Below are 13,431 nucleotides of genomic sequence, written 5' to 3' on the forward strand. Positions count from 1 at the left end.
GTGCTCGTATGTTAAGGGCAGAAAAAAGAGATGGCGAAGAAAGACTATTACGAGGTTTTAGGCGTTCCGAAGTCAGCGGAAGAGCGTGAAATCAAAAAGGCTTATAAGCGCCTGGCGATGAAGTTCCATCCGGACCGTAACCAGGGCGATAAAGAGGCCGAGGCGAAGTTCAAAGAGATCAAAGAAGCCTACGAAATCCTTACCGACGCTCAAAAACGTGCGGCGTACGATCAGTACGGCCATGCTGCGTTTGAACAAGGCGGTATGGGCGGTGGCAGCGGCTTTGGCGGCGGCGGTGCGGACTTCAGCGATATCTTTGGCGACGTATTTGGCGACATTTTTGGCGGTGGACGCCGTCAGCGTGCGTCTCGTGGTGCAGACTTGCGCTACAACATGGACTTAACGCTTGAAGAGGCGGTTCGTGGCGTCACCAAAGAGATCCGTATCCCGACGCTCGAAGAGTGCGAAGTTTGCCACGGCAGCGGCGCGAAGAAAGGGTCTTCCCCTCAGACCTGTCCAACCTGCCACGGACAGGGCCAGGTGCAAATGCGCCAGGGCTTCTTCACCGTGCAGCAAAGCTGTCCGCACTGTCAGGGCCGCGGCACCATCATTAAAGATCCGTGCAATAGCTGCCACGGCCACGGCCGCGTAGAGAAAACCAAAACGCTGTCGGTGAAAATCCCGGCGGGCGTGGATACCGGTGACCGTATTCGTCTGTCTGGCGAAGGCGAAGCGGGTGAACACGGTGCGCCATCAGGCGATCTGTACGTTCAGGTTCAGGTGAAACAGCACCCAATCTTCGAACGTGAAGGTAATAACCTGTACTGCGAAGTGCCGATCAACTTCGCAATGGCTGCGCTGGGTGGGGAAATTGAAGTCCCAACCCTGGACGGGCGGGTTAACCTCAAGGTTCCGGGCGAAACGCAAACCGGCAAGCTGTTCAGAATGCGCGGTAAAGGCGTGAAGTCCGTGCGCGGCGGTGCGCAGGGTGATCTGCTGTGCCGCGTTGTTGTAGAGACGCCGGTTAGCCTTAACGAAAAGCAGAAAAAGCTACTGCGTGACCTGGAAGAGAGCTTCGGCGGCCCTACCGGGGCGAACAACAGCCCGCGCTCGAAGAGCTTCTTCGACGGCGTGAAGAAATTCTTTGATGATTTAACTCGGTAATTTCTTCCTGTTGTTATGCTTAAAAAAACCTGAACTGCTTCATTCGGTTCAGGTTTTTTTTATGCCTTTTTATATCGATCGGTTTTTTCGATCGTTACTTGCAATATAAGCTGTTTTTAACGATGTGTCATTATCGCTATGCTGGCTACCCTATTAGTGTTCAGGATGAATACTCTACTTAGAGAGTTGGGTGAAATAATGACTAAAAATCTGCAACGTTTTTTTCAGAATGATGCCGCCGGCGGTATTTTTTTGATTGTTGCCGCCGCGCTGGCAATGCTGCTGGCGAATATGAATGCGACCAGCGCCGGCTACGAGGCGTTCCTTGCCACGCCTGTTGAAGTGAGAATCGGGCCACTGGATATCAGTAAAAATCTGCTGCTGTGGGTGAATGATGCCCTGATGGCGATTTTCTTCCTGATGATTGGCCTTGAGGTGAAGCGGGAAATGGTTATTGGCTCACTGGCCGATCGCCGTCAGGCTTCATTCCCGGTCATTGCTGCCCTTGGCGGGATGGTCGTGCCGGCTCTGCTTTATCTGGTTTTCAACTATGCTGATCCTGTAACGCGTGAAGGGTGGGCGATACCTGCGGCAACGGATATCGCGTTTGCTTTGGGGATCCTGGCGCTTCTGGGCAACCGTGTTCCTCTGGCGTTGAAAGTCTTCCTGATGGCGTTGGCGATCATTGACGACCTTGGGGCGATTGTAATTATTGCGCTGTTTTATACCCACGATCTCTCGATGATGTCGCTGGGCGTTGCGGCGGCAGCTATTGTCGTACTGGCATTGCTGAACCTGTTCAACGTGCGCCGTACCGGAGTTTACATTCTGGTGGGCGTCATATTGTGGACGGCAGTACTGAAGTCGGGCGTGCATGCCACGCTTGCGGGCGTGATTATTGGGTTCTTTATTCCGCTGAAAGAAGAGAAAGGACGCTCGCCAGCTCAGGATCTGGAGCATGTGCTGCATCCGTGGGTGGCTTTCTTGATTCTGCCGCTGTTTGCTTTTGCCAATGCCGGCGTTTCTCTCAGCGGAGTGACGGTGCAGGGGCTAACGTCGCTTCTGCCGCTGGGGATTATGGTCGGTTTGTTTATCGGTAAGCCGCTGGGCATTAGCCTGTTCTGCTGGCTGGCGCTCAAGTTTAAACTTGCCTCGCTGCCAGAGGGAACCAGTTTCAGGGATATCATGGCGGTAGGCGTGCTGTGTGGCATAGGGTTTACGATGTCTATCTTTATCGCTTCGCTGGCCTTTGGCGACGTTGACGCGGAGCTGATTACCTGGGCGAAGCTGGGGATACTCCTGGGATCGTTGCTCTCTGCTGTCGTCGGTTTCATGATGCTAAAAGCACGATTGCCTAAGGCGACTTCATGACGTTACTGGCTGCCGGGTCATCGTCAGATGACCCGATAATGGATTAATTTTCAGGGAGTGAAGGGCATGTCCCATATCAATTACAATCATCTTTATTATTTCTGGCACGTTTGCAAAGAGGGGTCGGTTGTTGGTGCCGCCGAGGCGCTGTTCCTGACCCCACAAACAATCACCGGGCAAATAAAAGCGCTTGAAGAACGCCTGCAAGGGAAGCTTTTCCGCCGTCAGGGAAGGGGGCTTGTCCCTTCGGAGCTGGGGCAACTGGTCTTCCGCTACGCCGACAGAATGTTTACCCTGAGCCAGGAAATGCTGGATATCGTTAACTATCGCAAAGAGGCTAACATCCTGTTTGATGTTGGCGTCGCGGATGCGCTGTCCAAACGTCTGGTTAGCGGCGTGCTGGATGCAGCAGTCGTTGGGGACGAGCAAATTCATCTGCGCTGTTTTGAATCCACCCATGAAATGCTGCTCGAACAGTTGAGCCAGCATAAACTGGACATGATCATTTCGGACTGCCCAATTGACTCGACTCAGCAAGAAGGGCTGTTTTCGGTGAAGCTTGGCGAGTGCGGGATCAGCTTCTGGTGTAAAGGTCCGGCGCCGGAGCTACCTTTCCCCGCCTGCCTTGAAACTCGACGCCTTCTTATTCCTGGGCGCCGTTCTATGCTTGGGCGCAAGCTTCTCAACTGGATTAACATCCAGGGGCTGAAGATTGAGATTCTGGGCGAGTTTGATGATGCCGCGCTGATGAAAGCGTTTGGTGCTGCGCACAATGCTATCTTTGTTGCTCCGACGTTGTATGCACGGGATATCTATAGTGATGACGACATCGTTGAGATTGGCAGAATGGATAACGTGCTGGAGGAGTATCACGCCATCTTTGCTGAACGCATGATCCAGCATCCTGCGGTGCAGCGTATCTGCAGCAAAGATTACTCAGCGCTGTTTAAAGTTGACTGAATGACAGGTATAAAAAAACCGGCGTTAGCCGGTTTTTTTATCAAAGCTCACAGCAAAAAGGCGATTAAGCCAGTTTGTTGATTTGCGCAGTCAGGTTTGCTTTATGACGCGCAGCTTTGTTTTTGTGGATCAGACCTTTAGCAGCCTGACGGTCCACGATTGGTTGCATTTCGTTAAATGCTTTCTGTGCAGCAGCTTTATCGCCAGTTTCAATCGCTGCGTATACTTTCTTGATGAAAGTACGCATCATAGAGCGACGGCTTGCGTTGTGCTTACGAGCCTTTTCAGACTGTACGGCACGTTTCTTAGCTGATTTGATATTAGCCAAGGTCCAACTCCCAAATATGATCTATGTGGACAATTCAAAGGCCGAGGAATATGCCCCGTTAGCCTTCTTTTGTCAATGGATTTGTGCAAATAAGCGTCGTTAAATTTCCGACACCTCTTACGTGTGATGGCGCGGATTCTACCAGCATCAGGCTTCGGAATACAGTCTTTCGCATCAAAATTCGTCAAGACAAATGCGAAGTCTGCGCAAAGCCCTTCCCAGTACAATGAATTCATTCAAGCTTTACGTTAAAGGCGGTAATCGCCGGTTAACCTTAATCGCGGTAGTTGGTATAATCCGCCAATTTCCACTGTTTTGAGCCAGCCATGAAGCTGATACGCGGTATACATAATCTGCGCCGGGAGCACCACGGGTGTGTACTCACCATTGGTAATTTCGACGGCGTGCATCGTGGCCATCAGGCGCTGTTAAAGGGCCTGTGCGAAGAAGGGCGTGCGCGCAATCTTCCGGTAATGGTCATGATTTTTGAGCCTCAACCGCTCGAATTGTTTGCACCGGAAAAAGCGCCTGCCCGGTTGACTCGCCTGCGAGAGAAGCTGCGCTATTTGGCCGAGTGCGGCGTGGACTACGTCCTGTGCGTGCGCTTTGACCGTCGCTTTGCCGGACTGAGTGCACAAAACTTTGTGAGCGACCTTCTGGTTGACCGACTCGGGGTGAAATTTCTCGCGGTGGGGGATGATTTCCGCTTTGGCGCTGGTCGCCAGGGGGATTTCTTGTTATTACAGAAGGCTGGCTGCGAATACGGTTTTGATATCACCAGCACTCAAACGTTTTGCGACGATGGGGTGCGTATCAGCAGTACCGCAGTGCGCCAGGCGCTGGCTGATGATGACCTGCAGCAGGCCGAAAATCTGTTGGGGCATCCGTTTATGATCTCCGGCCGTGTCGTGCATGGGGATGAGCTGGGCCGTACTATTGGCTTCCCGACCGCAAACTTGCCGCTGCGTCGCCATGTTTCCCCGGTAAAAGGGGTTTATGCGGTGGAAGTCTCAGGCCTTGGTGACAAGCCGATTGCCGGCGTGGCAAATATCGGGACTCGCCCTACGGTGGCGGGAATACGCCAGCAGCTTGAAGTCCATTTACTGGACGTTGTAATGGACCTTTATGGTCGCCATATAGAAGTAGTGCTGCGTAAAAAGATACGTAATGAGCAGCGATTTGCTTCACTTGATGAGCTGAAGGCGCAAATCGCCAGAGATGTGGTGTCAGCCCGAGAATTTTTTGAGTCAAATGCCTGAAAGGCTAACCGAAATACGGAACCGAGAATCTAATGAGTGACTTTAAATCTACCCTAAATTTGCCTGAAACAGGGTTCCCGATGCGCGGCGACTTAGCCAAGCGCGAACCGGGCATGCTGGCGCGTTGGAATGATGACGATCTGTACGGCATCATCCGTAATGCGAAAAAAGGCAAAAAAACCTTTATTTTGCATGATGGCCCTCCTTATGCGAACGGTAGCATTCACATTGGTCACTCAGTTAACAAGATTCTGAAAGATATTATTATCAAGTCCAAAGGGCTTTCTGGCTTCGACTCGCCGTATGTGCCGGGCTGGGACTGTCACGGCCTGCCTATCGAGCTTAAGGTTGAGCAGGAATTTGGCAAACCGGGTGAGAAATTCACCGCAGCAGAATTCCGTGCAAAATGCCGCGAATACGCCGCTAATCAGGTTAACGGCCAGCGCGAAGACTTCATCCGTCTGGGCGTGCTGGGCGACTGGTCTCGCCCTTACCTGACCATGGACTTCAATACTGAAGCCAACATCATTCGTGCACTGGGCAAAATCATCGGCAATGGTCACCTGCACAAAGGTGCTAAGCCGGTTCACTGGTGCGTGGACTGCCGTTCTGCGTTGGCAGAAGCCGAAGTTGAGTATTACGACAAAACGTCCCCGTCCATCGACGTGACGTTCAATGCTGTTGATGCCGATGTGGTGAAAGCTAAGTTTGGTGCTTCTGCCGTTAATGGCCCGATTTCTCTGCTTATCTGGACCACAACGCCGTGGACCCTGCCAGCTAACCGCGCTATCTCTCTGGGCGCTGAGTTCGATTACGTGCTGGTGCAGATTGAAGGCCAGGCGCTGATCGTGGCGAAAGACCTGATGGAAAGCGTGCTGAAGCGCGCCGGCGTAACTGATTACCAGGTTCTCGGTAGCGTGAAAGGTGCTGAGCTTGAGCTGCTGCGCTTCAAACATCCGTTCATGGGCTTTGACGTGCCGGCTATTCTGGGCGATCACGTCACTCTGGACGCGGGTACCGGTGCGGTACACACCGCCGGTGGCCACGGCCCGGACGACTACACCATCAGCCAGAAATACGGTTTGGAAATCGCTAACCCGGTCGGCCCGGACGGTAGCTATCTGCCGGGGACCTATGAAGGTCTGGACGGCGTTCAGGTGTTCAAAGCCAACGACCTGATCGTTAACATCCTGCGTGATAAAGGTGCTCTGCTGCACGTTGAAAAACTGCTGCACAGCTACCCACACTGCTGGCGCCACAAAACGCCGATCATCTTCCGTGCAACGCCACAGTGGTTTATCAGCATGGATCAGAAAGGCCTGCGCGCGCAGTCCCTGAAAGAGATCAAAGGCGTGCAATGGATCCCTGACTGGGGCCAGGCGCGTATCGAATCTATGGTGGCAAACCGCCCTGACTGGTGTATCTCGCGTCAGCGTACCTGGGGCGTGCCGATGTCCCTGTTCGTGCACAAGGATACCGAAGAACTGCATCCACGCTCGCTCGAGCTGATGGAAGAAGTCGCTAAGCGCGTTGAGCAGGACGGTATCCAGGCGTGGTGGGATCTTGATCCGCGCGACATCATGGGCGACGACGCAGACAACTACGTTAAAGTGCCGGATACCCTGGACGTTTGGTTCGATTCAGGATCGACTCACTCTTCCGTTGTTGACGTGCGTCCAGAATTCCACGGCCACGCGGCGGATATGTACTTGGAAGGTTCGGATCAGCATCGCGGTTGGTTCATGTCCTCCCTGATGATTTCCACGGCGATGAAAGGCAAAGCGCCTTACCGCCAGGTACTGACCCACGGCTTTACCGTGGATGGTCAGGGCCGCAAGATGTCCAAATCTATCGGTAACACCGTTAGCCCGCAGGATGTGATGAACAAACTCGGCGCGGACATTCTACGTCTGTGGGTGGCCTCTACCGATTACACCGGCGAAATGGCCGTTTCCGACGAGATCCTGAAACGCTCCGCTGACGCTTACCGCCGTATCCGTAATACAGCTCGCTTCCTGCTGGCCAACCTGAACGGCTTCAATCCAGAAACTGACATGGTGAAACCGGAAGAGATGGTGGTGCTGGATCGCTGGGCCGTTGGCTGTGCGCAAGAAGCTCAGGCGGATATCATCGCCTCTTACGAAAACTACGATTTCCACGAAGTGGTGCAGCGCCTGATGCGCTTCTGCTCAGTGGAAATGGGGTCGTTCTACCTCGACATCATCAAAGATCGTCAGTACACCGCGAAAGCGGACAGCGTGGCGCGTCGCAGCTGCCAGACCGCGCTGTACCACATTGCTGAAGCCCTGGTTCGCTGGATGGCACCGATCATGTCCTTCACCGCCGATGAGATCTGGGGCTACCTGCCAGGCTCGCGCGAGAAGTACGTGTTCACCGGTGAATGGTACGAAGGTCTGTTTGGCCTGGCGGAAAGCGAAGCAATGAACGGTGAGTTCTGGGACACGCTGCTGACCGTTCGTGGCGAAGTGAACAAGGTCATCGAGCAGGCTCGTGCTGATAAGCGCATCGGTGGTTCTCTGGAAGCGGCAGTGACGCTGTACGCTGACGCAGAGCTGGCGGCGAAGTTGAACAGCCTGAGCGACGAATTACGATTTGTCCTGTTGACCTCCGGGGCTGCGGTTGCCGATTATGCGCAGGCGAGCGATGACGCTCAGCAGAGCGAAATCCTCAAGGGGCTGAAAGTAGCTCTGCGTAAAGCCGACGGTGAGAAGTGCCCGCGCTGCTGGCATTACACCACCGATATCGGTCAGGTAGCGGAGCACGCAGAAATCTGCGGCCGCTGTGTCAGCAACGTAGCCGGTGACGGCGAACAACGTAAGTTTGCTTGATGAAACCCATTTTCTCTACCGGATTGCGCTGGCTGTGGCTGGTGGTGGTAGTGCTGATTGTGGACCTGGGCAGTAAATATCTGATCCTCCAGCATTTCATGCTGGGGGATACGGTTTCGCTGTTCCCGTCCCTGAATTTGCACTATGCCCGTAACTACGGCGCGGCGTTTAGCTTCCTGGCCGATAAAGGCGGCTGGCAACGCTGGTTCTTCGCGGGTATCGCGATCGGTATCTGCGTGGCGTTGGTGTGGATGATGTATCGCGCTAAAGCTAGCCAGAAACTGAATAACATCGCCTATGCGTTAATCATTGGTGGTGCGCTCGGCAATCTGTTCGATCGCTTGTGGCACGGCTTTGTCGTCGACATGATCGATTTCTACGTTGGCGACTGGCACTTTGCCACCTTCAATCTGGCCGATACCGCAATCTGTATCGGCGCGGCGCTGATTGTGCTGGAGGGCTTCTTTGTCTCCTCCGACAAGCCCGCAAAGCAAAAAGGGTAATCCATGGCTGAGTCCGTACAAACCAACAGCGCGGTGCTGGTGCACTTTACGCTAAAGCTTGAAGATGGCTCCACCGCGGAGTCAACCCGTGCGAACGGTAAGCCTGCGCTGTTCCGCCTTGGGGATGAGACATTGTCCCCGGGTATGGAAGACCAGTTGGTTGGCCTGAAGGCTGGTGATAAAAAAGCGTTCTCGTTGGCGCCAGAATCGGCCTTTGGCATTCCAAGCCCGGACATGATTCAGTATTTTTCGCGTCGTGAGTTTGTTGAGGCGGGCGAGCCTGAGCCGGGTGCGATTATGCTGTTTACCGCAATGGATGGCAGCGAAATGCCGGGCGTGGTGCGTGAAGTTAACGGTGACTCTATCACCGTGGACTTTAACCATCCGCTGGCCGGGCAGACTATCCATTTTGATATTGAAGTGCTGGAAGTTAATCCGGTGCTGGAGGCGTTGAATGCAGATCCTGTTGGCTAATCCCAGAGGTTTTTGTGCTGGGGTCGACCGCGCTATCAGCATTGTCGAAAACGCGCTGCAGATTTACGGCGCGCCAATCTACGTTCGCCACGAAGTGGTGCATAACCGCTACGTGGTGGATAGCCTGCGAGCGCGCGGGGCGATTTTCATCGAGCAAATCAGCGAAGTGCCGGACGGCGCGATCCTGATTTTCTCGGCGCACGGCGTTTCTCAGGCGGTGCGTAACGAAGCGAAGAGCCGTGAGCTGACAGTTTTCGATGCCACCTGTCCGTTAGTGACTAAAGTGCATATGGAAGTGGCGCGTGCCAGCCGTCGTGGTGAAGAGTCCATTCTGATTGGCCATGCCGGCCATCCGGAAGTGGAAGGCACCATGGGCCAGTACAGCAACCCGAAAGGGGGCATGTACCTGGTTGAGTCACCGGACGATGTCTGGACGCTTGAGGTCAAAGACGAAAGCAATCTGTCGTTTATGACCCAAACTACGCTTTCCGTGGACGATACCTCGGATGTGATTGATGCCCTGCGTCAGCGCTTCCCGAAAATCATCGGCCCGCGCAAAGACGACATTTGTTACGCCACGACCAATCGTCAGGAAGCGGTTCGGGCGCTGGCCACGGAAGCTGATGTTGTGCTGGTGGTAGGCTCCAAAAACTCCTCGAACTCTAACCGTCTTGCCGAACTGGCGCAGCGGATGGGGAAAGCTGCCTGGCTTATTGATGATGCGTCTGATATTCAGGAGTCCTGGCTCAAAGACGTGAATTGCGTCGGCGTTACCGCCGGGGCTTCTGCACCGGACGTGTTGGTGCAGAATGTTATCACTCGCCTGCGTGAGCTGGGTGGGAGTGAAGCTCAGGAGCTGACCGGGCGCGAAGAGAACATCGTGTTTGAAGTACCTCGTGAACTGCGCGTGGACATCCGTGAAGTGGATTAGCGTCGCTGGTTTCCGTTTATGAGAAGATGCCAGCTGGTGTATGCCCGCTGGCATTTTTTATGGAGAAAAGCATGGCCAGAACCCCGATTATTCTTGATACCGATCCCGGTATCGACGATGCGGTTGCCCTTGCCGCGGCCTTATTTGCCCCCCCAACTGGATTTGAAACTCATCACTACCGTGGCTGGAAATGTCTCGGTGGACAAAACTACGCGTAATGCCCTTCAACTGCTGGAGTTTTGGCAGAAAGAGACACCCGTGGCGAAAGGGGCTTCTGTCCCGCTGCTGCGTCCACTGCGGGATGCCGCTTATGTGCACGGCGAGTCGGGGATGGAAGGGTATGTCTTCACCGAAACATCTCGTCGTGAACTGCCAATTCCCGCATTCCAGGCCATGTACGATTGTCTGAAAAGCAGCGACGAGCCGGTGACTCTGGTTACCATTGGTCCACTGACTAACGTCGCCATGCTGCTGACGCAGTACCCTGAATGTAAGACGCGTATTAAACGCGTGGTCATGATGGGCGGCTCTGCGGGGCGGGGCAACTTTACGCCGACGGCTGAATTTAATATGGCCATTGACCCCGAGGCGGCAGCCCGCGTCTTTGACAGCGGGCTGGATATCGTCATGTGTGGGCTGGATGTGACAAATCGTGCAATGCTTACGCCTGAATTTCTGGCTGAGCTGCCAGCATTGAATCGCACCGGGAAGATGCTGCACGCACTATTCACGCATTACCGCAGCGGAAGCATGGAAACCGGGCTGCGAATGCATGATTTGACCGCCATTGCGTGGCTGGTTAAGTCCGAACTGTTCCAGTCATTCCCTTGCTTTGTCGCGGTAGAAACGCACGGCACTTATACCAGCGGAACGACAGTGGTAGATCTCGAACATCGTCTTGAACGTCCGGCAAACGCTCAGGTTGCGTTGGATATCGACGTTCCCGGTTTTCAGGCGTGGGTTTCTGACGTTCTGGCGCTGGCACCGTGAATAATTATCCCATTAAAAGCAGGGGGATTATCTGCGTAATTGATAACTACCGGGCCATGACAGTAAATTCTAATTATGGGTGTTTTCGGCTGGCGGCCTGCTAGAGGGCTGGTTAACCTGATAACGTTTTTACGAATTATTTAACCAAAGAGTAATGATATGCATGATGCACAGATTCGCGTAGCCATCGCGGGCGCGGGCGGCCGTATGGGGCGCCAGTTAATTCAGGCGGCTTTACAGCTGGATGGCGTTCAGCTTGGTGCAGCGCTTGAGCGTCCGGGCTCTTCCCTGGTCGGTAGTGATGCGGGTGAGCTGGCCGGCGCGGCAAAAACAGGGGTGCTGGTCAGCGATAACCTGGATGCGGTGGCTAACGATTTCGACGTTTTTATTGATTTTACTCGCCCTGAGGGAACGCTGGCTCACCTGGCGTTTTGCCTCAAGCATGGCAAAGGCATGGTCATCGGCACGACGGGTTTTGATGAAGCCGGCAAGCAGGCCATCAACGATGCGGCGCGTGAGATCCCGATTGTTTTCGCGGCAAACTTTAGCGTGGGCGTGAACGTCATGCTGAAGCTGCTGGAGAAAGCGGCAAAAGTCATGGGCGATTACACCGACATTGAAATCATCGAAGCCCACCACCGCTACAAGGTGGATGCCCCGTCAGGCACCGCGCTGGCGATGGGTGAAGCGATTGCTCAGGCGATGGACAAAGATCTTAAAGATTGTGCCGTTTATACCCGCGAAGGCCATACCGGTGAACGTGTGCCTGGCACCATTGGTTTTGCCACCGTGCGTGCGGGCGATATCGTCGGGGAGCATACCGCGATGTTTGCAGATATTGGCGAGCGGGTTGAGATTACCCACAAGGCTTCCAGCCGCATGACGTTTGCTAACGGGGCCGTTCGTTCAGCTTCATGGCTTAAAGGTAAAAAGAACGGTATTTTTGATATGCGAGATGTGCTAGATCTCAATAATTTGTAGTTAAACGTATCCTTATAAATGTGGTTGTTTGTTTTTAATTGATTGATTTTAGGGTGATTAATTTCACCCTTTTATTTTTTAAGTGTTTGGTATTAATTTATATATGTGAGATGTTAAATTAGTAGTTATCATCTGTTTTTGTGTTGTTGTAATGTTAATTTTGACCACTTGGTCCACTTTTTCACTACCCTCTCTCCACTTTTCCAGTATTCATGGTCGGCAACCGATTACTTTCCCCAGGTTAGCTGGTTATTTTGACCTTCAAATCAGATCTTTTTACTCTGAGCGGCAAAAGAGGCATAAAAACTTTGTCTTAAGGTAGACTTTTACCCGGCTTGTCTCTAGAATGCCGCCGTTTGCCAAAAATCCGTAGGGCAGACGCTTTTTGCATTTGATTCAGGCGTTAGTTTTGAATTAATATGCGAATAAATTGAATGTTTATTCCCTGGAGGACGTTTTGATTAAGTCAGCGCTGTTGGTTCTGGAAGACGGAACCCAATTCCACGGTCGGGCCATTGGGGCATCGGGTACGGCAGTGGGTGAAGTCGTTTTCAATACCTCATTGACCGGTTATCAAGAAATCCTCACTGATCCTTCCTACTCCCGCCAGATCGTCACTCTTACTTATCCTCATATCGGTAATGTCGGCACCAATGAAGCCGACGAAGAATCCTCCCAGGTTCATGCGCAAGGCCTCGTCATTCGTGACCTGCCGCTGATTGCCAGCAACTTCCGCAGCACCGAAGACCTTTCTTCTTACCTTAAGCGCCATAACATCGTGGCGATTGCCGATATTGATACCCGTAAGCTGACCCGCCTGCTGCGTGAAAAAGGTGCCCAGAACGGCTGTATTATCGCGGGCGATAATGTCGACGCGGCCCTGGCTCTGGAAAAAGCGAAAGCGTTCCCTGGCCTGAACGGTATGGATCTCGCCAAAGAAGTCACCACGAAAGAAGCTTACACCTGGCAGCAGGGGAGCTGGACGCTGGAAGGCGACCTGCCAGAAGCGGCAAAAACCGAAGAGTTACCTTTCCACGTAGTGGCTTATGACTACGGCGCGAAACGCAATATTCTGCGTATGTTGGTGGACAGAGGCTGCCGCCTGACGGTGGTGCCTGCTCAAACGCCAGCGGAAGACGTGTTGAAGATGAACCCGGATGGCATCTTCCTTTCTAACGGCCCTGGCGACCCGGCTCCTTGCGACTACGCCATCAGCGCAATCAAATCCTTCCTGGAGACAGACATTCCTGTCTTTGGTATCTGCCTTGGCCACCAGCTGTTGGCGCTGGCCAGCGGTGCCAACACCGTAAAAATGAAGTTTGGTCACCACGGCGGCAACCACCCGGTAAAAGACCTGGATAAAGACTGCGTGATGATCACCGCGCAGAACCACGGTTTCGCGGTTGATGAGGCCACATTGCCTGCTAACCTGCGCGTAACCCACAAATCACTGTTCGATGGCACCCTGCAGGGGATTCATCGTACCGATAAAGCCGCGTTCAGCTTCCAGGGGCACCCTGAGGCGAGCCCGGGGCCGCACGACGCTGCACCGCTGTTTGACCACTTTATCGATTTGATTAAGCAATACCGTTCTACCGCTAAATAATCAGGAGCCGAGAAG

The 13,431-nt window shown here is 53.5% G+C and carries 11 protein-coding genes and 1 pseudogene; 11 read left to right on the forward strand and 1 reads right to left on the reverse strand.

Annotation, left to right across the window (positions count from 1 at the left end):
- Positions 1–30: 30 nt before the first annotated feature.
- From dnaJ to nhaR, 3 genes are all read left to right on the forward strand, one after another.
- Entirely contained in the window at positions 31–1,164 is a 1,134-nt protein-coding gene (gene dnaJ / locus B9Y90_RS12335; protein ID WP_085541385.1) for a molecular chaperone DnaJ, read from the forward strand.
- Positions 1,165–1,362: 198 nt separating this feature from the next.
- On the forward strand, positions 1,363–2,535 hold the full coding sequence (gene nhaA, locus B9Y90_RS12340; protein WP_085541386.1) for a Na+/H+ antiporter NhaA: 1,173 nt from the start codon (positions 1,363–1,365) through the stop codon (positions 2,533–2,535).
- A 66-nt stretch (positions 2,536–2,601) separates the two neighbouring features.
- Complete coding sequence (gene nhaR, locus B9Y90_RS12345; RefSeq protein ID WP_085541387.1) at positions 2,602–3,495, forward strand: transcriptional activator NhaR; 894 nt, start codon at positions 2,602–2,604, stop codon at positions 3,493–3,495.
- Positions 3,496–3,559: 64 nt separating this feature from the next.
- On the opposite strand, the gene rpsT is transcribed toward nhaR, so the two are convergent.
- Positions 3,560–3,823, reverse strand: coding sequence for a 30S ribosomal protein S20 (gene rpsT, locus B9Y90_RS12350; RefSeq protein WP_008461694.1), 264 nt, complete (start codon positions 3,821–3,823; stop codon positions 3,560–3,562).
- Positions 3,824–4,149: 326 nt separating this feature from the next.
- On the opposite strand from rpsT, the gene ribF reads away from it, so the two are divergent.
- From ribF to carA, 8 genes and pseudogenes are all read left to right on the forward strand, one after another.
- Entirely contained in the window at positions 4,150–5,082 is a 933-nt protein-coding gene (ribF, locus tag B9Y90_RS12360; RefSeq protein WP_085541388.1) for a bifunctional riboflavin kinase/FAD synthetase, read from the forward strand.
- Between the two features lie 32 nt (positions 5,083–5,114).
- Complete coding sequence (gene ileS / locus B9Y90_RS12365) at positions 5,115–7,931, forward strand: isoleucine--tRNA ligase (protein ID WP_085541389.1); 2,817 nt, start codon at positions 5,115–5,117, stop codon at positions 7,929–7,931.
- Positions 7,928–8,434 carry a signal peptidase II gene (gene lspA / locus B9Y90_RS12370; RefSeq protein ID WP_039290186.1) on the forward strand — a complete coding sequence of 169 codons (507 nt, stop codon included), beginning with the start codon at positions 7,928–7,930 and terminating at the stop codon, positions 8,432–8,434. Before ileS ends, lspA begins: the two co-directional genes overlap by 4 nt.
- 3 nt (positions 8,435–8,437) lie before the next feature.
- Positions 8,438–8,908, forward strand: coding sequence for an FKBP-type peptidyl-prolyl cis-trans isomerase (fkpB, locus tag B9Y90_RS12375; protein WP_038475687.1), 471 nt, complete (start codon positions 8,438–8,440; stop codon positions 8,906–8,908).
- Positions 8,889–9,839, forward strand: coding sequence for a 4-hydroxy-3-methylbut-2-enyl diphosphate reductase (gene ispH, locus B9Y90_RS12380; protein WP_039290194.1), 951 nt, complete (start codon positions 8,889–8,891; stop codon positions 9,837–9,839). The genes fkpB and ispH overlap by 20 nt, the downstream gene beginning before the upstream one ends.
- Before the next feature lie 71 nt (positions 9,840–9,910).
- Positions 9,911–10,829, forward strand: a pseudogene (gene rihC / locus B9Y90_RS12385) (ribonucleoside hydrolase RihC).
- Positions 10,830–10,988: 159 nt separating this feature from the next.
- Positions 10,989–11,810: a 4-hydroxy-tetrahydrodipicolinate reductase gene (gene dapB, locus B9Y90_RS12390; protein ID WP_085541390.1), complete on the forward strand. Its 822-nt coding sequence runs from the start codon at positions 10,989–10,991 to the stop codon at positions 11,808–11,810.
- A 457-nt stretch (positions 11,811–12,267) separates the two neighbouring features.
- Complete coding sequence (gene carA, locus B9Y90_RS12395; RefSeq protein WP_039290200.1) at positions 12,268–13,416, forward strand: glutamine-hydrolyzing carbamoyl-phosphate synthase small subunit; 1,149 nt, start codon at positions 12,268–12,270, stop codon at positions 13,414–13,416.
- The last annotated feature ends 15 nt before the right edge of the window (positions 13,417–13,431 follow it).

It is taken from the genome of Cedecea sp. NFIX57 (assembly GCF_900177785.1).
Lineage (GTDB): Bacteria > Pseudomonadota > Gammaproteobacteria > Enterobacterales > Enterobacteriaceae > Cedecea > Cedecea neteri_C.